This window comes from Pseudomonas sp. B21-056 (assembly GCF_026016325.1).
Lineage (GTDB): Bacteria > Pseudomonadota > Gammaproteobacteria > Pseudomonadales > Pseudomonadaceae > Aquipseudomonas.
Window position 1 is genome coordinate 6,310,747 of sequence record NZ_CP087203.1, and the last position, 21,601, is coordinate 6,332,347.

The 21,601-nt window shown below is 61.2% G+C and carries 21 protein-coding genes and 1 pseudogene; 9 read left to right on the top strand and 13 right to left on the bottom strand.

Features of this window, described 5'->3' with window-relative positions; genetic code table 11:
* Positions 1-119: 119 nt before the first annotated feature.
* From LOY67_RS27735 to LOY67_RS27750, 4 genes are read right to left on the bottom strand one after another with little or no spacing between them, the layout of a single operon-like run.
* Positions 120-1,634: a hypothetical protein gene (locus LOY67_RS27735; RefSeq protein WP_265065296.1), complete on the bottom strand. Its 1,515-nt coding sequence runs from the start codon at positions 1,632-1,634 to the stop codon at positions 120-122.
* 36 nt (positions 1,635-1,670) lie between these two features.
* Positions 1,671-2,204, bottom strand: a complete 534-nt coding sequence (locus tag LOY67_RS27740) for a hypothetical protein (protein ID WP_265065297.1) — start codon at positions 2,202-2,204, stop codon at positions 1,671-1,673.
* Positions 2,201-3,496, bottom strand: coding sequence for a PAAR domain-containing protein (locus LOY67_RS27745; protein WP_265065298.1), 1,296 nt, complete (start codon positions 3,494-3,496; stop codon positions 2,201-2,203). Before LOY67_RS27745 ends, LOY67_RS27740 begins: the two co-directional genes overlap by 4 nt.
* Before the next feature lie 27 nt (positions 3,497-3,523).
* Positions 3,524-3,958 carry a DcrB-related protein gene (locus LOY67_RS27750; RefSeq protein WP_265065299.1) on the bottom strand — a complete coding sequence of 145 codons (435 nt, stop codon included), beginning with the start codon at positions 3,956-3,958 and terminating at the stop codon, positions 3,524-3,526.
* Between the two features lie 228 nt (positions 3,959-4,186).
* On the opposite strand from LOY67_RS27750, the gene LOY67_RS27755 reads away from it, so the two are divergent.
* The 3 genes from LOY67_RS27755 (at position 4,187) to LOY67_RS27765 (ending at position 9,317) form a co-directional block, all read left to right on the top strand.
* The gene (locus LOY67_RS27755; protein ID WP_265065300.1) at positions 4,187-8,542 is read left to right on the top strand and encodes an RHS repeat-associated core domain-containing protein; all 4,356 of its coding nucleotides are present in this window, start codon (positions 4,187-4,189) and stop codon (positions 8,540-8,542) included.
* Positions 8,542-8,874, top strand: a complete 333-nt coding sequence (locus tag LOY67_RS27760) for a barstar family protein (RefSeq protein ID WP_265065301.1) — start codon at positions 8,542-8,544, stop codon at positions 8,872-8,874. Before LOY67_RS27755 ends, LOY67_RS27760 begins: the two co-directional genes overlap by 1 nt.
* Before the next feature lie 173 nt (positions 8,875-9,047).
* Positions 9,048-9,317: a hypothetical protein gene (locus tag LOY67_RS27765; protein ID WP_265065302.1), complete on the top strand. Its 270-nt coding sequence runs from the start codon at positions 9,048-9,050 to the stop codon at positions 9,315-9,317.
* Here LOY67_RS27765 and LOY67_RS27770 read toward each other — a convergent pair.
* Positions 9,314-9,583: pseudogene (locus LOY67_RS27770) on the bottom strand (SAM-dependent methyltransferase); the annotation flags it as partial. The gene LOY67_RS27765 and the pseudogene LOY67_RS27770 sit on opposite strands and share 4 nt — an antisense overlap.
* A gap of 125 nt (positions 9,584-9,708) precedes the next feature.
* On the opposite strand from LOY67_RS27770, the gene LOY67_RS27775 reads away from it, so the two are divergent.
* Positions 9,709-10,086 carry a hypothetical protein gene (locus tag LOY67_RS27775; protein ID WP_265065303.1) on the top strand — a complete coding sequence of 126 codons (378 nt, stop codon included), beginning with the start codon at positions 9,709-9,711 and terminating at the stop codon, positions 10,084-10,086.
* A gap of 260 nt (positions 10,087-10,346) precedes the next feature.
* Here the strand turns inward: LOY67_RS27775 and LOY67_RS27780 are convergent, their stop codons facing one another.
* From LOY67_RS27780 to LOY67_RS27790, 3 genes are all read right to left on the bottom strand, one after another.
* Positions 10,347-10,622: an HU family DNA-binding protein gene (locus tag LOY67_RS27780; RefSeq protein WP_024777879.1), complete on the bottom strand. Its 276-nt coding sequence runs from the start codon at positions 10,620-10,622 to the stop codon at positions 10,347-10,349.
* A gap of 192 nt (positions 10,623-10,814) precedes the next feature.
* On the bottom strand, positions 10,815-11,963 hold the full coding sequence (locus LOY67_RS27785) for an NAD(P)/FAD-dependent oxidoreductase (RefSeq protein ID WP_265065304.1): 1,149 nt from the start codon (positions 11,961-11,963) through the stop codon (positions 10,815-10,817).
* Between the two features lie 33 nt (positions 11,964-11,996).
* Positions 11,997-12,164 carry a rubredoxin gene (locus LOY67_RS27790; RefSeq protein ID WP_265065305.1) on the bottom strand — a complete coding sequence of 56 codons (168 nt, stop codon included), beginning with the start codon at positions 12,162-12,164 and terminating at the stop codon, positions 11,997-11,999.
* Positions 12,165-12,361: 197 nt separating this feature from the next.
* Here LOY67_RS27790 and LOY67_RS27795 point away from each other — a divergent pair, with 197 nt between their 5' ends.
* Entirely contained in the window at positions 12,362-12,925 is a 564-nt protein-coding gene (locus tag LOY67_RS27795; protein ID WP_265065306.1) for a chorismate--pyruvate lyase family protein, read from the top strand.
* Positions 12,925-13,815, top strand: coding sequence for a 4-hydroxybenzoate octaprenyltransferase (gene ubiA, locus LOY67_RS27800; RefSeq protein ID WP_265065307.1), 891 nt, complete (start codon positions 12,925-12,927; stop codon positions 13,813-13,815). Before LOY67_RS27795 ends, ubiA begins: the two co-directional genes overlap by 1 nt.
* A gap of 178 nt (positions 13,816-13,993) precedes the next feature.
* Here ubiA and LOY67_RS27805 read toward each other — a convergent pair whose 3' ends face one another.
* Positions 13,994-14,377 carry a hypothetical protein gene (locus LOY67_RS27805; RefSeq protein WP_265065308.1) on the bottom strand — a complete coding sequence of 128 codons (384 nt, stop codon included), beginning with the start codon at positions 14,375-14,377 and terminating at the stop codon, positions 13,994-13,996.
* Positions 14,378-14,529: 152 nt separating this feature from the next.
* On the opposite strand from LOY67_RS27805, the gene phoB reads away from it, so the two are divergent.
* The 3 genes from phoB (at position 14,530) to LOY67_RS27820 (ending at position 18,052) form a co-directional block, all read left to right on the top strand.
* Positions 14,530-15,219 carry a phosphate regulon transcriptional regulator PhoB gene (phoB, locus tag LOY67_RS27810; protein WP_003177195.1) on the top strand — a complete coding sequence of 230 codons (690 nt, stop codon included), beginning with the start codon at positions 14,530-14,532 and terminating at the stop codon, positions 15,217-15,219.
* Positions 15,220-15,300: 81 nt separating this feature from the next.
* Complete coding sequence (gene phoR, locus LOY67_RS27815; RefSeq protein WP_265067838.1) at positions 15,301-16,587, top strand: phosphate regulon sensor histidine kinase PhoR; 1,287 nt, start codon at positions 15,301-15,303, stop codon at positions 16,585-16,587.
* Between the two features lie 124 nt (positions 16,588-16,711).
* Positions 16,712-18,052 (top strand): hemolysin family protein, encoded by a 1,341-nt coding sequence (locus LOY67_RS27820; protein ID WP_265065309.1) that lies wholly within the window; start codon positions 16,712-16,714, stop codon positions 18,050-18,052.
* 83 nt (positions 18,053-18,135) lie between these two features.
* Here LOY67_RS27820 and LOY67_RS27825 read toward each other — a convergent pair whose 3' ends face one another.
* From LOY67_RS27825 to LOY67_RS27840, 4 genes are all read right to left on the bottom strand, one after another.
* Entirely contained in the window at positions 18,136-19,032 is an 897-nt protein-coding gene (locus LOY67_RS27825; RefSeq protein WP_265065310.1) for a M23 family metallopeptidase, read from the bottom strand.
* Between the two features lie 227 nt (positions 19,033-19,259).
* A complete protein-coding gene (locus LOY67_RS27830; RefSeq protein ID WP_265065086.1) occupies positions 19,260-19,712 on the bottom strand; it encodes a transposase in 453 nt (150 codons plus the stop codon).
* 59 nt (positions 19,713-19,771) lie between these two features.
* A complete protein-coding gene (locus LOY67_RS27835; protein WP_265065085.1) occupies positions 19,772-20,491 on the bottom strand; it encodes an IS4 family transposase in 720 nt (239 codons plus the stop codon).
* A 72-nt stretch (positions 20,492-20,563) separates the two neighbouring features.
* A complete protein-coding gene (locus tag LOY67_RS27840) occupies positions 20,564-21,517 on the bottom strand; it encodes a response regulator (RefSeq protein ID WP_265065311.1) in 954 nt (317 codons plus the stop codon).
* Positions 21,518-21,601 lie beyond the last annotated feature (84 nt).

The following is a 21,601-nucleotide window of genomic DNA, read 5'->3' on the forward strand; positions in this document are numbered from 1 at the left end:
CCTTCTGGAAGACCGCATGAGCCTGACTACGGCTGCTGCGCAGCCGAGCGGGGATGAATCCCCTCGCCACGGATAGGTGGAGGCAGGGCACATGGTGCACGCCCAACCTGTCGCCCCCATCAGTCGAAACTCAGCACCTCAGCGCCCTTGGCCTCGAGCATCGCGCTGAACACCGGCAACCTGGCAACGAAATCCGCCTCGAACGCCAGGTAGCGATCCTGTGCCGGCAGGTAGCGCACGTGCGGCTTGATGCGCCGGATATCCTGGCTGGACAGCTTGAGCACCTGATTGCTGAGCTGATTCCAGAACCAGGCCAGGGTGTACGAGCCGAACGTATTGGTGTCGTAGTTCCAGACCCACCAGTCGCCATGCCCTCGGGCGACATGAATATGCCCGTGAAACGTGCGCAACGTGATGAGGTTCTTGGGCTCTGTGACAAGCAGGCGGGTGTCCTGGCGCACTTCGCTGCCAAAGCCGTCCAGCAGCGCCTTCGTCGCGGTGCCCGTGACCAGGTTGAAGCGCCACGCCAGCAGCACGGTCTCGTGGTAGCGCGGGTCTTCGAGGTTCTTTCGCTTGTCTTCGCTGAACAGCAGGATCTCATCGCCCCCCAGGTAGGCGGTTGAGGCCCTGAGGTGGTAACCATCCACCGCCGGCATCGGTTTGGCGGCGATGGCTTGGTGCGGTGGGTCCTGATGCCAGATCCAGCACAACGGGCCGTTGTGTTGCATGAACAGCAGGCGGCGGGGGCCGATGGGCAATATCGTCAGTTCGTCCGGGTGTTCGAAGATGACTTCGCTGGTGTGCGCCGTGATCCGCCAGATACGCGTCAATGGCGCCGGCTCGTAGAGGCGTTGACGCTCGAATACCTCGCCATCCACCACCACACAGGGCTGTTCAAATCCCGGCCACTCCACCTGGGCAGGGCCGAAATCCTTGATGTCGGCGCCTTGGCGAGTTTCGTATCTGTAGCGGTCGTCCGAGCTGTAATCGCCGCTTTTGACCCGACGCCGCCACAGGCTGCGCCGGGCATCGGCGTCGATGAGTTGCAGATCGGCACCGTCGAGCCCATCGGTGCGATGTTCGAGCATGTCCTGCTCTGCAGGTGGCCACTGGTTGTAGTCAATCAGAAAGCACAGCCACTGCTCATCGTCCTGCTCGGTAATACCGGCCCAGCCGTTGTGGTAGTTGTAGTCATGGACGTAAGTGGGGCCGGGATAGTCGTGCACGTCCTGCAACCAGTTCAGCTTGCTGCGCTTGGACTTGGCCGGCTTGCGCGCGGTTTTTCCCTCAGCGGCAACGGGCTTCTCGGGCTCGATCAGGCTCGGTGTAAAGTCCTCCTGGTCTTGCCAGTGCCTGGCAAATGCCTCGCGCTGATCGGTCTCGACAATGACCGGCCGATAATCATCACCGCCAGCGTCCAGGTTCCACAGGTCGTAACCGCGTTCGGCCAAGGCGTTCGCCAGCGCCTGGAAGCAGATCTCGGGCATTTCGTTGGAGAGCTCATCCAGCAACGCCTCGAATGGCTGGCCGACAAACACGTCGATATCGGGGTAGTAATGCTGGAGCAACCCAAGGAGATCGCCGCCGGGGGTTTTCCAGTCGATATGCACCAGCGGATCAAAACGAGATTGCATCGCGCCTGCCTTCCTTGAGTGTAAGAATCAGCCCCGTCAGATGTTGGCCGGCACGAAATCCGGGCCGCCCAGCTTGTCGCGCACCATCACCGCCGAGCGCATCAACGGCGTCCACATGCCGTCCGGGCTGTTCCACGCCGCGCCCGCCCAGCGGGTGTCGGCCACCAGCTCGGCCTTGTGCCGCTCCAGCAGGCGCTTGAGGGCGACGGCGACGCTGCCCATGTCCACGGCAAACAGGTCGCCGTAGGGGCCTTGCGGCTGCTTGCGCTGTTTGTCCTGGCAGAAGCGGTAGTACCAGACCCAGTCATGGGCGATGTAGATCGCCCGTGTGCGGTCCGGGTATGTCGCCAGCATGGTCAGCAGGGCCGAGACGAAACGCATGGGGAAACTGGCGTCGTGGGTCTGGCGCCAGTACGGCATGATCAACTGGTCGAACGCGGCCACCACGTTCTGCGGCTCGTCGTTATCGCTCTTGGCTTCGAGAAAGTAGAACGGCTCGCCCACCAGGAACTTGTCCAGATCGTTGTTGGCCAACGCCAGCAGCAGCACGTTGTCGCTTGGATTGCTCATTGGATTCTCACTACGTCTCGGGTGGTCATCAACGCGTTGATGTCGTTGCCGTGGGCGATCGGCACGTTGTCCAGCACCGCTTCGCGCATGCCGCCCGGATGGGTCAGGCCGCCCGGGCGCCACAGCGAATTCACCCCGCCCTCGTTGCCGGTGGGCATCAGCACCTTGGGGTTGTCCAGGTTCATCATGTAGATGTCCTTGCCGACCAGCGATCCCGGATCGTAACCCAGGGCCGACTCCAGTACCGAAACGTCGCCGGTTTTCTTGTACTCGGCGACCACGGCGTTCAGGTCGGATTTTGCCATGACAAACTTGTTCGGGTTGAACGATCCATATTTGGGGTTGGCGATATCGTCCGAGGTGAACAGGAAACTGCCGCCCTCCTCCTCGAATGTCTTGAGGTGCTTATCGACATACGGGCCTTCCAGATAATCCCTTGGCGGCGGCCGGCTGCCCTTGGGAATCGCCATGATATCGGCTTCGGTCATGCCCGCCTTGTAGGCCGCCGCGCGGGGTGTCGGGGCCGCGCCGAGACGGGCCATTTTCGGCCCCAGGCCCAGCAGCGCCATGCCGGCGATGCCCTGCAGCAAGTCGCGATAACCCGGGCCGAGGCGGTCCCCCAACTGACCCAACAGCGCCATGCCGCCCATCATCGCGCCGCCGATTACCACGAACCCTGCGAAGGCCGCCGCACCGGCCATCGCCGCCAGTACCGCAGCGGCGCCCATGGCGACCATGCCCAGGGCTTCCAGCCCGGTGTGCAGCCAGCCTTCGAGATCGAGGACAAACGCGACGGCCACCGTTGGCCCGCCGATGAACGTATTGGGGCTGCCGCTCTTGATGTGCGCGCCGCAGACCATCTTGCTCTGCAACCGCGCCGCCGGCCTGCCGTTGATGTAGACCGTGGCGCTGCCTTCGGCGATCAGCACCGGGAAGGGCCAGATCGGGTGATTCATCGGCAGGCCCGAGCAGGTGGACGACACATCCGCGCCCGCGCGCATCGCATTACGGTTATTGATCTGGACGTTGAGGCTGCCCATGATCAACACCCCCGTGGTCGGCTCGGGCAGGTTGAAGAGGGTGTTCAGACCCTTGATGATCTGGAACATCGACAGGCCGCCCGCCGCAATCGAGCCGGCCATGATCGCCAGCGCCACGCCGCCGGTCGCCACGGTGGCCGCGACCACCGCCGCACCGATCAACGCACCGGCAACGGCCCCCGCCACCATCGCGGCGACACCAAAACCGTGGGCAATTTCATCGCCAAGGCGCGCAGCGGCCAGCATATCCATGGGGTTTATCGTCTTCGCGCAGGGTAATCAGGCGGTCTGTGGGCGCAGCTTGAGGGAGTGCATGGCCATCTTCCACGCCGGCTCGTGGTGCACGAGATCGTTCGGAGTGGTCGTCAGCGTCGTGATCAACCCCACGGGCTGGCGGTCGATGAACACCTGGCGCAGCATCAGCTCCCGCCCTTCGCGCTGCCAGCTGTAGTCGAGCAACACCGCGGCGTGACCATGGAGCGCGAAATCCCAGCGCTTGATCAGGTTGAATCCGGGCAACTGCTGCTCGGCGCTCGCCAGTTGCGCGGCAACGTAGTCGCTGAACGGCGTATCGCCCCGACCCGGGTCGCGACTGATGACGAAACTGGCTTCCCGGGCCGTTCCCACCGCGGGTAACTTGAAGATGTTGATGCTCTGGTCCTGCCAACTGTCGGGAATGTCGAGATCGGCTTCTTGGAGGCGATAGAGCGGCATGATTCGGGCGTTTCCAGGCAAGGAGAGCGGCTGAGTAGGCGGCAGATCTTCAAGCAATAAACGGGAACAATCAAGGCACCCAGACAGGCCGTTTTCGAGGTCATGACCGCCGTCTCACTTTCGCCGCCTCCAAGGACATCCCGCAATGGGAATGGTAACCTTCTCCGCTTGATTGCCTCACGATGAGCAAGCCGTAGCCACCAGGGAGAAGGTGAATGGAAGCGTCGCATGTCTGACCCACTCTGGGCCGCGCGCCTGGGCGATGCGCTGGAGCACACCTCGATGATGGCCGACATTCTCGGCGGCGTGCTCGAGGTGGCGGCCAACATTGCGATCACTGCCTTGGCGACGGCAGCCGTGGTGGCGGCCACCGGCATTACCGTCGCCACCGGCGGCCTCGGCTGTTTCCTGCTGGGCGCCGTGGTCGGTGCGGTTGTCGGCATCGCCATGAGCAAGACCGGGGCCGACAAGGGCCTGAGCAATATCTGCGAGGGCATCGGCAACGCGCTCTTTCCGCCCACGGTGCAGGCCAACATCCTCACCGGCTCCACCGACACCCTGACCAACAACATTCCCGCCGCCCGCGCCGCCGGGGCCATCGAGTCCCATGTCGCACCGGCCGGCACCGAGCTGGAAGCGCCCGAGCCCAGCTACCTGGACATGGCCGAGAGCTTCTTCCCGCAGATGTGGCGGCCCACCGTTGCCACGCCCGCGCCCGGTGCGGTGCCCAAACCGTTGGACCTGATCATCTGCATGAAGCATCCGCCGATGCCGCCGCAGTTTCTGGCCGAAGGTTCGGACAAGGTCACCATCAACGGCCAGCCCGCCGTGCGCAGCACCGACCGCAGTACCTGCGAGGGGAAAGTGGTGTCGTCCGGGTTGATTTCCCCTGACGTGACCATTGGCGGCGGTTCGGTGGTGGTGCGCGAGATCCGCAGCGGCAAGACGCCGGGCGTGGGCCTGGCGGTGACCGCGTTATTGATGCTCAAGGGCAGCAAGGGCAAGTTCTTCAGCAAACTGCCCTGCATGCTGGCCGGGGCAGCGGCGTCGATGGCAGTCAGCAGTGCCATGAACGCGGCGGCCAATGCGACCATGGGTTCGTCGAACCCGGTGCATGCGGCCACCGGGGCCAAGGTGCTGGGTGGCGATGAGGACATGGACTTCGTCTTGCCGGGGATCCTGCCCATCGACTGGCAGCGGTTCTACAACAGCCGCGACGAGCGCGGCGATGGGTTGTTTGGCCTCGGCTGGAGCGTGGCCTACGAAGTGTGCGTCGAGATCCGACCTCATCCTGAAGGCGGTGAGACCCTGGTCTACACCGACGAACAGGGCCGCCCCATCGACATGGGACCGATCCCCTTGGGCGGCGCGGTGTTCAGCGCCGGCGAAGGCCTCGCCGTGCGTCGGCACCCCAACGGCCAGCTACTGATCGAAAGCGCGGACGGGTTGTACCGTTTGTTCGAACCGACGCCGGGTCACACCTCGCTGCTGCGCCTGGACCAGCTCGGTGATCGCAACGACAACCGCATCCACCTCGACTACGACGCCGTCGGGCGCCTCGCGGGGTTGCGCGACAGCTTCGACCTGATGCGAGTCGAACTGATCCACGAACAGGAACGCGTGATCCGGATAGAGCGCCTGTATCCCGACCAGCAACGCGAAGTGCTGGTCAGCTACGGCTACGACGCGGCGGGTAATCTCGCCGAGGTGCTCGACGCCAGCGGCCAGGTTCAACGACGTTTCGCCTACGATGCCGGGCGGCGCATGGTGGAACACCAGTTGTCGACCGGCCTGCGCTGCTTCTACGACTGGGCGTTGATTGAAGGCCAGGAATGGCGTGTGGTCCGTCACTGGACCGACGAGGGCGACACCTACCAGTTCGACTATGACCTCAAGATCGGTGTAACTCGCATCACCGACAGCTTGCAGCGCATCAACACCCGCCACTGGAACACTCAGCACCAGATCACCCAATGCACCGACAATCTCGGCCATACCTGGACGTTCGAGTGGAACGACGAGCGCCAGATGCTCGGCGCCACCGATCCCCAGGGCGGCCAGTACGCCTACAGCTACGACGAGGCCGGCAACCTGATCGGCGAAACCGACCCGTTGGGCCGCAGTGACTCTACCCTCTGGCTGGAGCATTGGGCACTGCCGCAGATAGAAACGGATACGGCCGGCCACACCTGGCGCTACCGCTACGATCAACGCGGCAACTGCACCGCCGAGACCAATCCGCTGGGCCATGTCACCCGCTACCGCTACGACAATCATGGCCAGGTCGTGGAAATCATCGACGCCACCGGCAAAAGCAAACAGCTGCGCTGGAACCCGTTCGGCCAGTTGGTCGAGCATATCGATTGCTCGGGGTATCCAACGCGGTTCACCTACGACCAGCGCGGCTATCTGCAAGCCATCACCGATGCCCTCGGCGAACGCACCCAGTTCAGCTACGACGCCCAGGGTCGGTTGCTCGGCAGCCAGTTGCCGGACGGTCGCACCGAGCAGTACCAGCGTGATGCCAGCGGCCAGTTGACCGGCTACATCAACCCCGCCGGGCACACCACGCTCTATCAGCACAACCGTCGCGGCCAGGTTCGCCAGCGCACCGACGCGCATGGCCGGCAGGTGCAGTTTGCGTACGACAGCTATGGCCGCCTGCAAGCGCTGACCAATGAGAACGACGAGAGCTATCGGTTTGCCTGGGATGCCGGGGATCGGTTGGCTGAGCAACGCAACCTCGATGGCAGCGCCAGACGCTACACGTACGACGCCCTCGACCACGTAAGACAGGTCGAGACCATTGCCGCACCGCGACAGGATCGCCAGCCCAGCGAGAACACCATCGTCCACACCCTGGAGCGCGATGCGATTGGCCGGCTGACCACCAGGACCACCGCTGATGGACAGTCCCACTACCGCTATAGCCCGCTGAATCAATTGGTGGAGGCCGTCACTGTCGATAACGACGGCACCGAACAACGACTGGCTTTTGCCTACGACGCCCTGGGTTACCTGATTGAAGAGCAGAGTTCGGCAGGTTCCCTGAAGCACCACTATGACGAGTTGGGCAACCTGATCCAGAGCCAATTGCCCGATGGTCGCTGGCTCAACCGGCTGTACTACGGCAGTGGTCACCTGCACCAGATCAACCTCGACGGCCAGGTCATCAGCGACTTCGAACGTGATCGCCTGCACCGCGAAGTACTGCGCACCCAGGGCCAGATCAGCACCCGCAGCGAATACGACCGCAGCGGTCGCCTGCGCAGTCGCCAGCGTCGGCTCAACAGCCAGCCCGCGTTGATGCCGGCCGTCGGGCAGATGCATTTTGAGTTCGACCCGGGTGATCAACTGATAGGGCGTCTCGAACGTCTGCCGCAAGGCCAGCAACACCAGTTGCTGCACTACGATGCGACAGGCCGCATCGTTGCGAGCCAGGGCAATCGCCAAGGGCAGAATGAAACGTTTGCCTTCGATGCCGCGGCCAACCTCCTCGACGGCCCCGCAGGCTCCGCCGGACGGGTTGTGCATAACCAACTGCTGACGTATCAGGACAAACGTTACCGCTACGACGGCTTCGGCCGAATGATTGAAAAACGCAGCAGGCGCCATGGGCTGCAGCGTTTCAGCTACGACACCGACCATCGTCTGGTTGAAGTGCGGACACAGCGAGGTACCGGGGAAAACGTGGTCCGGATGCGCTATGACCCGCTAGGTCGGCGAATTGATAAAGCCGAACACGACAGCTTGGGGCGTCTCGTCACCCGCACCCGTTTTGATTGGGATGGCCTGCAACTGCTCAAGGAACATAAGAATAATCAGACCAGCCTGTATCTCTATGCCGACAACGGTCATGAGCCCTTGGCCAGGGTCGACGGCAGCGATGAAAACCAGAAAATCCGTTATTACCACAACGACCCCAATGGGCTGCCGCAGGCACTGACCGAAAGCGACGGCCATCCGGTCTGGCAGGCCCATTACCAGGTGTGGGGCAACACCCTCGATGAGGTGCGGGAGCCGTACTACATCGAAGAGCAGAACCTGCGGTTCCAGGGGCAGTACCTGGATCGGGAGACGGGGCTGCATTTCAATACGTTCAGGTTCTATGATCCTGATGTGGGGCGCTTCATAACGCCGGACCCGATTGGATTGTCGGGAGGAATCAATTTTTATCAATACAGCCCCAACCCGTTCAACTGGATAGATCCACTGGGCTTGAGATGTTCTCACTTCGCTAAAAATCCCAAGCAAGCTCATGCTGCAATCAAAAGCAAGTGGGGACACACCATGTCGAAGCAGGAAATGAAAGAACTTCAGAGCACTATCAATAGAATAAAACTAAGACAACCCCATTACTCCAATGATGGAACACCGTTTAGTAACAGTCACACCATTGGCAATCCCAGCAGTCAACGATTGAATACCGGAAGCGGCCCCTATCAGGAATGGACGGTCAAGACGCCTGGTGTTGGAAATAACGGTGCACGACGCATTGTCGTCGACAAGAAAACGGGCCAAGCTTATTACACGCACGACCACTACGACTCTTTCATAGAGTTAAACTTGGGGGGATGGAAATAATGAAGATAAAAACAACGATCGAGCTGAACTTCTCCGAGATAAAGGACGTTGAGCATCTCTACGAGACCCTTGCCGAAAAATTTGGTTTTCCTGAAGGTTATGGCAAGAATGTCGATGCCATGATTGACTGCCTGTTTGGCTTGAGATACCCGAAAGAAGGAATGACCAAAATAAGCATAGACCTTACCGAAGCAATCATTATCCAGGCAAAAAATATAACTTCCACACAACAGAATCTACGAGACACTCTTATCTTCATTGTTGAGTTTGTGAATTTCAAATGCAAATTCAAAGAAACACCACCTTCCATCCTTTTGCTTCTTGAGCGCTAGTCATTGACATGGACTTTAGAGATGGGTCGTACAATGAGTTGATGAACGATGGATACCCATGGACATATTCAATCTCCTCTCATACAAGCTTGAAAACTTCCTGAATATCCGCCCCTACCCTAAAGAACCGGGCACGGTGTTCTACGAGGAAGACGAGCCTTGCCTGCTCTCTGTTGCCGCCCGAAAAAAAAGCAACGGCGCACCCCTCTTCGCAACCCGCTGGGAATTATTCCTTTTATATCTTGAGGAACCAGCCTCGGGACATTCTCAAGCTGAAAAAACATGTCGATGATGAGGCGCTGTTCGGCAAGTTGCTGGAAGCTGTCATCCTGCGTCGGATGGGCGTCAACAAAGCGCTGTTCGAAAAGCTCCCCCTGGGCGATAGCCTGGCGTTGGTAAAAGACCACAACGCCTCGTTCTACAATATTCTGTACAGCTTCTAGGCCGCTCTGCAGGTCAGCCAGGCACTCCAGAACAGACTGCTGAAAAAACGGGTGGCATCGCCGAATCCGGACTCATGCAACAACGCTTTCACCGCCGCCTCGGAATGGGGAGGGTCGGCGCCTTCCAGGATCTTGGCGAGCTTGACCCTTACTTCATCCGGGCTTGCGCCATGCTGCCGCCAGCGTTGTCCCCAGGCCGCCAGCAACAGCGGTTGGCTGGCATAGGCGTATTGGTTTCCCGCGACGACCAGCGGCGCCCCCGGTTCAGATAAGAAAAATTCATTAATTTCATGCGCTGCATTCCCATCAGGAATGGCGGCTTCAGCCAGGAGACCTCGATCTGTAATAGCGAGTAAGCTTGCGCCCGGCCTCCCATCCGAGCTGCACAATCATGAACAACCAGGCAATGTGCCGTGCGCTATTGGCTTTGACACTCCCGATCATGTGCGCGCCCGTACACGCGGCAACATGGCAAATCTGCCGCATGGAGCTGCGCATCGTCGAGGTACTGAAGCAACCGTATCCGCAGCTACAGGCCCAGGTCCTGAAGGTCAGTCCGAAATCGCCTACGGTGGAATGCCCGGAGGAAGGAACAAGCGTTACGTTCATACCGGAAACGCCCGACTACCAAGCCACGCTTCCTCGCAAACAATGGCCCAGGAAGGGACAACCGGTGCGCGTCGACTACCGGTACCTGGATGGTATCTGCAAGGGCGATGGCAATGATTATGCGTGCCGGATCAGACACTACCCGGTGGTGGGTCGATAGATCCAGCAGCACCGATTCAAACAGACCGCTATCGCGAGCAGGCTCGCTCCCACACTGGACCGGGTCGCCCGCAGATCCCGCGCCCGCCGCAAATCCCCTGTGGGAGCGAGCCTGCTCGCGATAGCGCCTCAAAGGCGCTGCATGCTTGAATGATCTGCATCGAACCCACTGAAAAAAGCCATAAAAAAAGGGCACCCAACTCCCTCGTCATGCCCTTTTTCGTTGCCGCTTATCCCCTCTGCCCGAGGAGCCCGCAGCAATTATGGGTTAACACTGTCCTTCAGCATCTTGCCTGGCTTGAAAGCAACCGTGTTGCTGGCCTTGATTTTCACCGGCTCACCGGTTTGCGGGTTCTTGCCGGTGCGGGCGCCGCGGTGGCGTTGCAGGAAGGTGCCGAAGCCAACCAGGGTGACGCTGTCCTTGCGGTGCAGGGCGCCGGTGATTTCTTCGAGGACGGCGTTGAGGACGCGGTTGGCTTGTTCTTTGGTGAGGTCTGCTTTTTCCGCGATGGCGGCAGCGAGTTCTGGTTTACGCATGAATGAAGCCCCTTTGACGGTTTTTTTGTTGTTATGTCTGGGCTGCTCTCTTGGGGAACAGCCTCTAAGGCACCGCAGGCTCTACTCTGCGGCAGACGGGAGTGAGGATGGCACGGGGCCGGACACGACGCCAGTGTCAGGGCGACCTTTGTGGCATCAAAAGCATGGCTTTTGCGACAGAACCCCCAGCATTTACGCCAGCAGGGCCGGAAGTTCCTTGTTCAGGGCCAGTTTTTCCATCACCGCCGCGCCTGTCAGGGCATAGCCCAGCAAATTGCCTTCGGCGTCGCGGCACAACGCCTTGATGTCGGCACCCTGCCCTTCGACGCTCCAAGCGCCTTCGCGGCCCCGTGGCGGCGGTGATACCACCAACGGGCAGACCGGCGTCTTCACGGTAATCGGCATGGCGCCATAGGTGACGGCGGTCGGATTGCCGGCCAGGGTCTGGGCCAGGGCGCGGGCGCAGCTCATCAACGGCATCACGTACAGCAGGTTCAGGCCATCGACCTCGGCACAGTCGCCCAGGGCATAGATGTTGGCGTGGGAGGTTTTCAGGTGACGGTCGACCACGACACCCCGATTGACCACCAGGCCGGCGGCGGCCGCCAGGTCGATGCGCGGACGCAGGCCGATGGCCGAGACCACCAGGTCGCAGGCGATCACCTGGCCGTCGGACAGATGCGCCTCCAACCCGTCGGCCACTCGCTGCAAACGGTTGAGCACCGGCCCCAGGTGGAAGCGTGCGCCGAGGCTCTCCAGCCCGGCCTGCACCGCAGCGGCCGCCGCCGGGTGCAGCAGCGTCGGCATGACTTGCTCGCAGGGCGCCACCAGTTGCACTTCGTAGCCGCCGAGGATCAGGTCGTTGGCGAACTCACAACCGATCAGACCGGCGCCGAGCAACAGCACCCGACGCTTGCCGGCGGCTGCGGCACGAAAACGTGCGTAGTCTTCCAGGTCGTTGATGGGGAAAATCAGGTCCGCCGCGTCGCCCTGCACCGGCACACGCACGGTTTCGGCACCCCAGGCCAGGACCAGGTCGCGGTAGTTCAGCGCTTCTTCACCGATCCACAAGCGCTTGTGGCCCGGATCGATGCCGCTGATGCGGGTGTGGGTGCGCACTTCGGCCTTCAATTGCTCGGCCATGGCGCCCGGCTCGGCCATGCTCAGGCCGTCGGCGTCCTTGTTCTTGCCAAAGCCGGTGGAAAGCATCGGCTTGGAGTAGGAGCGACCGTCGTCCGCGGTAATCAGCAGCAGCGGGGTTTCGCTATCGAGTTTGCGAAACTCCCGGGCCAGGTTGTAACCGGCCAGGCCGGTACCGACGATGACGACAGGTGCACTCATGTTGCTCTCCATGTAAAAAACGCTGGGAAACGATCAGTTGATGCTGGTCATTTCGAAATCCATTTTGCCAACACCGCAGTCCGGGCATAGCCAGTCGTCCGGGACGTCTTCCCAGCGAGTACCGGCGGGGATGCCTTCTTCCGGCAAACCTTTGGCTTCGTCATAGATAAAACCGCAGACGATACATTGCCATGTCTTCATTCAAATACTTCCTCAGGTGTCAGGCGTTGGCCGGCATAGTCGGGTCGATGGGAGATTGCCCTTGCGGCTCAGGGCGTTTTGTACTGATCGATCGTCCCGGATGCAAGCGTGATCGATGCGGCGGCAGGCCAGGGCCGGCAAAATCGCCGACCGACATGGTAAGCTCGCGGCCTCCTTTGCTGCCAATCAAGACGCCTGTGCCGCATACAAATTCGATATTTCCTACACTTCAATGGCGGCCCCAGCACCTGCTGTCACCTCGCCCCGATGCCTGTGTACTCGACTGGCTGTTCGACGAAGGCTCCCTGACCCGGCGCCTCACGCGCCTGTCGGACGAGCATTTCAATGTGACACCGCTGTTCGAGGGTTGGCAGCCGTTGCGCGACGACGAGTGTGCCGCACTGGACCTGGCCCCAGGCAGCGAGGGCTGGGTGCGCGAGGTGTATCTGCGCGGCCATGGCGAGCCCTGGGTATTCGCCCGCAGTGTGGCGGCCCGCAGTGCATTGCAGGGCGACGGGCTGCAAATGGACGATCTGGGCAGCCGCTCCCTGGGGGAGCTGCTGTTTTGCGACCAGGCTTTCCAGCGCCAGGCAATCGAGGTGTGCCATTACCCCGCGCCGTGGTTGCCAAGCGAGGTGCGCACAGCTGAATTGTGGGGCAGGCGCTCGCGCTTCGATCGCGGGGCGTTGAGCGTGCTGGTCGCGGAAATCTTCCTGCCGCGCCTGTGGAGCGTCGCTCGCGCCTATTCGGAGACTTGCTGATGTACCTGCAACTGCTCAAATCCTTGAACCGCCTCAACCCACGAGCCTGGGACTTCGTGCAATTGACCCGCATGGACAAGCCCATCGGCATTTATCTGCTGCTGTGGCCGACCCTGTGGGCACTGTGGATTGCCGGTGACGGCTCGCCGTCGCTGGTCAACATCGTGATCTTCGTCCTCGGCGTGACGCTGACCCGCGCCGGTGGTTGCGTGATCAACGATTGGGCCGACCGCAAGGTCGACGGCCACGTCAAGCGCACCGCACAGCGCCCGCTGGCCAGCGGCAAGATCAGTTCGAAGGAAGCCCTGGTGTTCTTCGCCGTGCTGATGACCGTGAGTTTCCTGCTGGTGCTGTGCACCAACATGCCGACGATCCTGCTGTCCTTTGGCGGGCTGGCACTGGCCCTCACCTACCCGTTCATGAAGCGCTACACCTACTACCCGCAAGTGGTGCTGGGCGCGGCGTTCTCCTGGGGCATGCCAATGGCGTTCACCGCCGAAACCGGCCATTTGCCGGCGGCTGCATGGCTGCTGTACATCGCCAACCTGCTGTGGACGGTGGCCTATGACACCTACTACGCGATGACCGACCGCGACGACGACTTGCGTATCGGCGTGAAGTCCACGGCGATCCTGTTTGGCGATGCCGACCGGGTGATCAATCTGACCCTGCAAGGCCTGGCCCTGGGCTGCCTGCTGCTGGCCGGTGCGCAGTTCAAGCTGGGCGGCTGGTTCCACCTGGGGCTGCTGGTCGCCGCCGGCTGTTTTGCCTGGGAGTTCTGGTACACCCGTGGCCGTGACCGGATGCGCTGCTTCCAGGCGTTCCTGCACAACCACTGGGCCGGGTTGGCGATTTTCGTGGGGATCGTGCTGGATTATGCGTTGCGCTGAGGCCACCTGATCGGACTGGACCCTTGTGGCGAGGGGATTTATCCCCGCTGGGTTGCGCAGCAACCCCAAAACAGCGGACTCAGTCCGCCTGACACTCCGAGGTGCCTGGTTTTAGGGCTGCTGCGCAACCCAGCGGGGATAAATCCCCTCGCCACAGTAGTCTCCCGTCAGACCTGGGTCAGTCAGCCTTGGCGACCTTCCAGGCGCCGTCCATCAGGCCATCACCGGTCTTGTCCCCCGGCGCCGTGTCCTTGATGAAGGTGTACAGCGGCTTGCCATCGTAAGCCCACTGCATCGAGCCGTCGTCTCGCTTGATCACCGTCCACTCGCCCATGGATTTAGCGCCTTCTTTAGCCATCAGCGGGGGCCAGTTGGTCGCGCATTTGTCATTGCACATCGACTTGCCGCCCGCATCCTTGGCAAACGTGTACAGCGTCATGCCTTTGTGGTCCGTCAGCATGCCGTCCTTTTCCATCGCCGGCTCAGCCGCGAAGGCCAACGCCGGCAACGCCAGGGCAGCCGTTACCGCCAATGCCTTGAGGGATTGCGTGAAATAAGTCATGGAAACCTTCTTTGGTGGTTGTCAGGATTCGGACTGAAAAGCGTAGCCCAGAAACCTCCTCACCGCCGGGCGCCGAAATAACTGTCACACGACTGCAATAATTCCGTTATCTAATGCGGCGCAAGACAGTTAAATGACAAGAGGATTACCCCATGGTTGGCAGGAGCATTCTGATCGTCGACGACGAGGCGCCCATCCGCGAGATGATTGCCGTTGCGTTGGAGATGGCCGGCTATGACTGCATGGAAGCAGAGAACTCCCAACAGGCCCACGCCATCATCGTCGACCGCAAGCCCGACCTGATCCTGCTGGACTGGATGCTGCCTGGCACGTCCGGCATCGAGCTGGCGCGACGCCTCAAGCGCGATGAGCTGACCGGGGACATCCCGATCATCATGCTCACCGCCAAAGGCGAAGAGGACAACAAGATCCAGGGCCTGGAAGTGGGTGCCGACGACTACATCACCAAGCCGTTTTCCCCACGGGAGCTGGTGGCACGCCTCAAAGCCGTGTTGCGCCGCGCCGGGCCGACAGACGGCGAAGCGCCGATTGAAGTCGGCGGCCTGCTGCTGGACCCCATCAGCCATCGCGTGACCATTGACGGCAAACCTGCCGAGATGGGCCCGACCGAGTACCGCCTGCTGCAATTCTTCATGACCCATCAGGAGCGCGCCTACACCCGCGGGCAACTGCTGGACCAGGTCTGGGGCGGCAACGTGTATGTCGAGGAACGCACCGTGGACGTGCACATCCGCCGCCTGCGCAAAGCCCTCGGTGATGCCTACGAGAATCTGGTACAAACCGTACGTGGCACCGGTTATCGTTTCTCTACCAAGGCCTGACCCGAGCCCTTACCGCCCGACAAGCTGACAAGGACGCGCGTTCAATTGAATCAAAACTGGCATGGCACCCTGATCCGCCACATGTTGTTGCTGGTGACCGGCTGTTTGCTGATCGGCCTGATCAGCGGCTATTACGGCTGGAGCCTGGCCGCGGGCCTGGGACTTTACCTGGCCTGGACTCTCAAGCAATTGCTGCGCCTGCATGAATGGCTGCGCCTGCACAAACCCGACGAAGCGCCACCCGACGGCTACGGCCTGTGGGGCGAGGTGTTCGACAGCATCTACCACCTGCAACGGCGCGACCAGCGCGTGCGTGGCCGCCTGCAGGCGGTGATCGACCGGGTCCAGGAGTCCACCGCCGCGCTGAAAGACGCGGTGATCATGCTCGACAGCGACGGCAACCTGGAGTGGTGGAACCGCGCCGCCGAAACCCTGCTGGGCCTCAAGACGCCCCAGGACAGCGGCCAGCCGGTGACCAACCTGGTGCGTCATCCGCGCTTCAAGGAATATTTCGAGCAGGACAACTACGCCGAGCCGCTGGAGATCCCCTCGCCCACCAACGACCGGCTGCGCATCCAGTTGTACATCACCCGTTACGGCAACAACGAGCACTTGATGCTGGTGCGCGACGTCACCCGCATCCATCAGCTGGAACAGATGCGTAAGGACTTCATCGCCAACGTGTCCCACGAACTGCGCACGCCATTGACGGTAATCTGCGGTTACCTGGAAACCCTGCTCGACAACGTCGACGAGGTGAACCCGCGCTGGAGCCGGGCCTTGCAGCAGATGCAGCAGCAGGGCGGGCGCATGCAGACCCTGCTCAACGATCTGCTGTTGCTGGCGAAGCTGGAGGCCACCGATTATCCGTCGGACAACCAGCCCGTGCCCGTCGACGACCTGCTGCAGATCATCAGCGAGGACGCCCAGGAGCTGTCCGGTCCCAAGCAGCAGACCATCACCCTGGAAGTCGACCCTGCGGTACAGCTCAAGGGCAGCGAGGCGGAACTGCGCAGCGCGTTCTCCAACCTGGTGTTCAACGCGGTCAAGTACACACCGGAGCACGGCCGGATCCACATCCGCTGGTGGGGCGATGTGCAAGGCGCGCACCTGAGCGTGCAGGATTCGGGCATCGGCATCGACAGCAAACACCTGCCACGCCTGACCGAGCGTTTCTACCGCGTCGACTCCAGCCGCAACTCCAACACGGGAGGCACCGGGTTGGGCCTGGCGATCGTCAAACACGTGTTGCTGCGCCATCGCGCACGCATGGAGATCAGCAGCGTACCGGGCCATGGCAGCACGTTTACCTGCCATTTTGCCCCGGCCCAGGTGGTCCGCGCGCGCCTCGCCAGCTCCGCCGATTGATACCGGACGGCACTCCCCCCTAGGCAATCGCCGAGTCAGCCGCTACATTGGCTGACTTGTGCCTGCTTTTTCAGGCCCTCATTTCCAACTTCTACAGCTATTACGGAACCTGCAAAACTCCATCATGGACCCTTCCCCTGGCTTGTCCCTCGTTACACTCTTCGCCGAATTCGGCATGATTCTTTTTGCTCTGATCCTGGTTCTGCTCAACGGTTTTTTCGTTGCGGCCGAATTTGCCATGGTCAAGCTGCGCTCGACCCGGGTCGAGGCCATCGCCGACCAGAACGGCTGGCGCGGGCACATCCTGCGCACCGTCCACAGTCAGCTCGATGCCTACCTGTCTGCCTGCCAGCTGGGTATCACCCTCGCCTCCCTGGGCCTGGGCTGGGTCGGCGAGCCGGCGTTCGCCCACATCCTCGAACCGTTGCTGGACCTGGTGGGCGTTCAGTCGCCGGAGTTGATCAAGGGCATTTCGTTCTTCACCGCGTTCTTCATCATTTCGTACCTGCACATCGTGGTCGGTGAGCTGGCGCCCAAGTCCTGGGCGATCCGCAAGCCCGAGCTGCTGTCGCTGTGGACCGCCGTGCCGTTGTACCTGTTCTACTGGGCCATGTACCCGGCGATCTACCTGCTCAACGCCAGCGCCAACGCCATTCTGCGCATCGCCGGCCAAGGCGAACCCGGCCCCCATCACGAGCACCATTACAGCCGTGAAGAACTGAAGCTGATCCTGCACTCCAGCCGTGGCCAGGACCCGAGCGACCAGGGCATGCGCGTCCTGGCATCGGCCGTGGAGATGGGCGAGCTGGAAGTGGTGGACTGGGCCAACTCCCGGGAAGACCTGGTGACGCTGGAGTTCAACGCGCCGCTCAAGGAAATCCTGGCGATGTTCCGTCGTCACAAGTTCAGCCGCTACCCGGTGTACGACAGCGAACGCCAGGAATTCGTCGGCCTGCTGCACATCAAGGACCTGCTGCTGGAACTGGCGGCCCTGGATCACATTCCCGAGTCGTTCAACCTGGCCGAACTGACCCGCCCCCTGGAACGCGTGTCCCGGCACATGCCGTTGTCGCAACTGCTGGAGCAGTTCCGCAAGGGCGGCTCGCACTTCGCCGTGGTCGAGGAGGCCGACGGCAACATCATCGGCTACCTGACCATGGAAGACGTGCTGGAAGTGCTGGTGGGCGACATCCAGGACGAACACCGCAAGGCCGAGCGCGGCATCCTCGCCTACCAGCCGGGCAAGCTGCTGGTACGCGGCGACACGCCGCTGTTCAAGGTCGAGCGCCTGCTGGGGATCGACCTGGACCACATCGAGGCCGAGACCCTGGCCGGACTGGTCTACGAAACCCTCAAGCGGGTGCCGGAAGAGGAAGAAGTGCTGGAAGTCGAAGGTTTGCGGATCATCATCAAGAAGATGAAAGGCCCGAAGATCATCCTGGCGAAGGTGTTGATGCTCGATTGAGCAACCCCCTGTGGTGAGAGGATTTATCTGTGGCGAGGGGATAAATCCCCTCGCCACAAAAGCTCCCTTACCGCACCGACAGGCTATTGCTTGCCCAACGCAAAGTTGGGCAACTCCCCCACCGGCTGATCGAACTGATAGGGAATCGACACCAGCCCCAACCCGGTATTGCGCTGCACCACGAAGTGCAGGTGCGGCCCGGAGCTGTTGCCGGTGTTGCCCGATAGCGCCAATGGCGTACCCACCATCACCCGCTGCCCTTCCCGGACGCTCACCGAACCTTTCTGCAGGTGCAGGTAGACGCCCATGGTGCCGTCATCGTGCAGCACCCGCACGAAATTGCCCGAGGGGTCATCGCCACGGCCGGTCTGTTGATTCTCGGTCTTGATCACCACGCCGCCCCGCGCCGCAATGATCGGCGTGCCTACGGGCATGGCAATGTCCATGGCGTAGCGGTTCTTCGGTCCATAGTGACTGTACTGACCGTTGGCCCCCTGGCTCAGCCGGAACGGCCCGCCGCGCCATGGCAACGGGTAGCGATAGGCCTGTGCCGCGTCTGCCGGGTCGCCCAGGGAATATTCGAACCTGGGGGTGTACACCAACGGCTTGCCGGGCTGGGTGGCCGTGAGCAGCGCCAGGCGCAGGTTGCTGCGCGCCGGCAGGACCCGACGAATCGGCCGGCTCGGCGCCCCGCTCACATTACCCAGCCCGGCGAAACTCAACTCGATCTCCACCGGCGCATACAAGTCGTTGCGCACGAACACCGCATCCACACCCTTCTGCTTCTTGATATCGAGAAACACCTGGCGCTCCAGGTGTTCGACCATGCGATCCCGGAACACGAACACCTGAGCGCCCCGGCTGGGGCGGTCGCTATAGGACACTACGCCGTTGGCGTCGGTGGATTTGTAGATCGTCATGGCCATGGCTGAGGTGGAGGCCAGGACAAGACCGCAGGCGAACAGCAGGGGCGCGAGCATGGGCAAAGGTTCTGTCGAAAAATAAAGGCCTGCACAGCAGCCTAGCAGTTGGGATGGACCCACGTAATCGACGGATGTTTCAAAATGGGATCAGAGAGTGATGTTGATCGTTCCCACGCTCCGCGCGGGAATGCAGCCTGGGAGGCTCCGCGTCCCTCAAAACCGAACGCAGAGCGTCCGTGGAGGCATTCCCACGCGGAGCGTCACTAGTGTCCGGTAAAACCTTTTCATAGCTGAAGGCTACCCTGGGCAGCCTTCAGCTCTGTTCGTTCTTGCCTTCGATATCCGCGGTGTGTGTCGCTGAGCGGGCGCTCAAACAAGCTATGAGCCAGCCGGATAGTGAAGTTTGAAAGTGAGTCTGAGCAGGCCGAGCGTTGTTGATACAGGAGCAGCAAAAGGTATGTGATCAGCGCGCTGTAGATTTGTAGACGCACCGCGTTTTCAGAGAATCCGAAGTACCGTTTGAGCTTGAGTTTTTGCTTGATCCACTTGAAGAACAACTCGATCTGCCAGCGCTGCTTGTACAGGTCGGCAATTTCTTCAGCTGAGCGTGAAAAATCATTAGTCACCAGGATCAGCGGCGTTTCGTGATCATCTCGACGAACCTGGACCCGACGTACGGTTTGGTCGTGATAGTGATTTAACCGTCGTGTATTCAGGTGTTTTTTGCCAAATCGCACGGCTTCGTCCGACTCTATGAAGTCGGCATTTTCCCCTCTGTTCAGATCCTCTACGTGATTCACATTGGCATTTTTTTGAGTCGTGTGACGAAGAACGCCCCCACCTGATCAATCTGGTGCCACCAGTTGTAATCGCAGTATCCCTTGTCGAAAACGTACGTGATGCCTGCTTCAAGCGGCATGGTCAGGGCGTCACTCAGGTCATTGACGTTGGCGGCAGTGATGTTCACGTAAGTGGGTGCTGTTTGTCGTGGATCAATTGCCACATGCACCTTCAGGCCTTGTGTTATGCGGGTTTTCGTCGCAGCGGTCCAGTCGTCGAAGCCGGGACCGCGCAAGGTGATTGAGGTCGAGTCGATCAGCGTGACCATCGCTTCCAGGGACTTGCGCTGCTTGCGGCCAACGCCCTGCAGCAAGTGCTCGCAGGCCAGCCGAAAAGGCTCTGAACTGCGTTTGCTCAAGGCATCACAAAGCGTTGAGCGAACCATGCTGCGAGCGTTGAGATGATAATGGTGAGGTTCCAGCGATTGCGATGCTGTCGCCAAGGCGCGCAGGCTGCTGGCTTGTGTTATCTGACCAAAGATCAGCGTGACGAGCAGATCCCAAGAGCTGAATTGCTTGGCATAACGATCAGCGCCACAGCGTTTGACTGCATTTTTGAACAACTGATGAGGGAGTGCTTGGAGCATTTGTGAAAAGCGAGTGCTGCTGAACATAGCCGGAATCGAGTCTGAAAAAGCCGAGTATCGCTCAAAGGCAGGTACAGCAAGGGGGAGCAAGCTCCCCCTTCAGTTTTTACCGGACACTAGTGACGCGGAGCGTGGGAACGATCTCTGAAGGGCACCGCCGAATCAGGCGCCCGGAACGAAGTGCTTCTGCGCGGTGCCGCGGGCGATCAGGCGGGAGATGTAGTCGAGTTTCTGCGGGTCTTTGTCGACGAAGCGGAAGGTCAGTTGCAGCCATTCGCTGTCCGGCGTCTGCTCGTGGGCGACGATGGCGTGCAGGTAGCCGTTCAGACGCGCGGTTTCGGCGTTGTCGCCCTGCTCCATGTCCAGCACCGAACTTTCCAGCACTTGCGGCAGGGTCTCGGAGCGTTTGACCAGCAGCAGCGCCTCCTTGAGGCTCAGGGCCTTGATCACGCATGGCTGGGTGCCGCTGGACAGGCGCAGTTGGCCCTGGCCACGGTTGGCACCGGCGGGCGCGGACGCCACGGGAGCCTTGACCGGCGGGCTGTTGATCAAACCCCGGGCCGGTGCGGCGGCAGGCGCGGGAGCAGCAGGCGCAACAGCGGCCTGCCTGGCGGGAGCAGGAGCCATAGCCGCGACAACCGGAGCCGCCTTGCCGCCCGTCAGGGCGCTGAGGGAGTCGTTGCCGAACGCCGAGTTCATCTTGGTCGGGGCGCTGTTCATCAGGGTGTCGAGCTTGCCGACCTTGTGCAGGGCCTGCTTGACCTTGGTCAGCAACTGCTCGTTGGTGAACGGCTTGCTGACATAGCCGGAAACGCCGGCCTGGATCGCCTGGACCACGTTTTCCTTGTCGCCACGGCTGGTAACCATAACGAACGGCATACCCTTGAGGTTGTCCTGCTGGCGGCACCAGGTCAACAACTCCAGGCCGGACATTTCCGGCATTTCCCAGTCGCACAGCACCAGGTCGAATGCCTCGCGGGCCAGCAGAGCCTGGGCTTTTCTGCCGTTCACGGCGTCTTCGATACGGATGCCCGGGAAGTAATTGCGCAGGCACTTCTTCACCAGGTCACGAATGAACGAAGCATCATCCACGACCAACACACTGACCTTACTCATCCAGATACACCTCTAAAAAATCCCGGCAAGCATACCGCTTTTACTGATGGCATATCGCCAAAAACCGTCAGTCACGCCGGGACT

Bases quoted from the DNA above. Each gene is read 5' to 3' on its own strand.
- LOY67_RS27785 (WP_265065304.1), bottom strand. From the start codon at position 11,963: ATGAGTGCACCTGTCGTCATCGTCGGTACCGGCCTGGCCGGTTACAAC.
- LOY67_RS27840 (WP_265065311.1), bottom strand. From the start codon at position 21,517: ATGAGTAAGGTCAGTGTGTTGGTCGTGGATGATGCTTCGTTCATTCGT.
- phoB (WP_003177195.1), top strand. From the start codon at position 14,530: ATGGTTGGCAGGAGCATTCTGATCGTCGACGACGAGGCGCCCATCCGC.
- phoR (WP_265067838.1), top strand. From the start codon at position 15,301: ATGTTGTTGCTGGTGACCGGCTGTTTGCTGATCGGCCTGATCAGCGGC.
- LOY67_RS27760 (WP_265065301.1), top strand. From the start codon at position 8,542: ATGAAGATAAAAACAACGATCGAGCTGAACTTCTCCGAGATAAAGGAC.
- LOY67_RS27775 (WP_265065303.1), top strand. From the start codon at position 9,709: ATGAACAACCAGGCAATGTGCCGTGCGCTATTGGCTTTGACACTCCCG.
- LOY67_RS27790 (WP_265065305.1), bottom strand. From the start codon at position 12,164: ATGAAGACATGGCAATGTATCGTCTGCGGTTTTATCTATGACGAAGCC.
- LOY67_RS27755 (WP_265065300.1), top strand. From the start codon at position 4,187: ATGTCTGACCCACTCTGGGCCGCGCGCCTGGGCGATGCGCTGGAGCAC.
- LOY67_RS27740 (WP_265065297.1), bottom strand. From the start codon at position 2,204: ATGAGCAATCCAAGCGACAACGTGCTGCTGCTGGCGTTGGCCAACAAC.
- LOY67_RS27745 (WP_265065298.1), bottom strand. From the start codon at position 3,496: ATGGATATGCTGGCCGCTGCGCGCCTTGGCGATGAAATTGCCCACGGT.
- LOY67_RS27780 (WP_024777879.1), bottom strand. From the start codon at position 10,622: ATGCGTAAACCAGAACTCGCTGCCGCCATCGCGGAAAAAGCAGACCTC.
- LOY67_RS27750 (WP_265065299.1), bottom strand. From the start codon at position 3,958: ATGCCGCTCTATCGCCTCCAAGAAGCCGATCTCGACATTCCCGACAGT.
- LOY67_RS27820 (WP_265065309.1), top strand. From the start codon at position 16,712: ATGGACCCTTCCCCTGGCTTGTCCCTCGTTACACTCTTCGCCGAATTC.
- LOY67_RS27805 (WP_265065308.1), bottom strand. From the start codon at position 14,377: ATGACTTATTTCACGCAATCCCTCAAGGCATTGGCGGTAACGGCTGCC.
- ubiA (WP_265065307.1), top strand. From the start codon at position 12,925: ATGTACCTGCAACTGCTCAAATCCTTGAACCGCCTCAACCCACGAGCC.
- LOY67_RS27825 (WP_265065310.1), bottom strand. From the start codon at position 19,032: ATGCTCGCGCCCCTGCTGTTCGCCTGCGGTCTTGTCCTGGCCTCCACC.
- LOY67_RS27735 (WP_265065296.1), bottom strand. From the start codon at position 1,634: ATGCAATCTCGTTTTGATCCGCTGGTGCATATCGACTGGAAAACCCCC.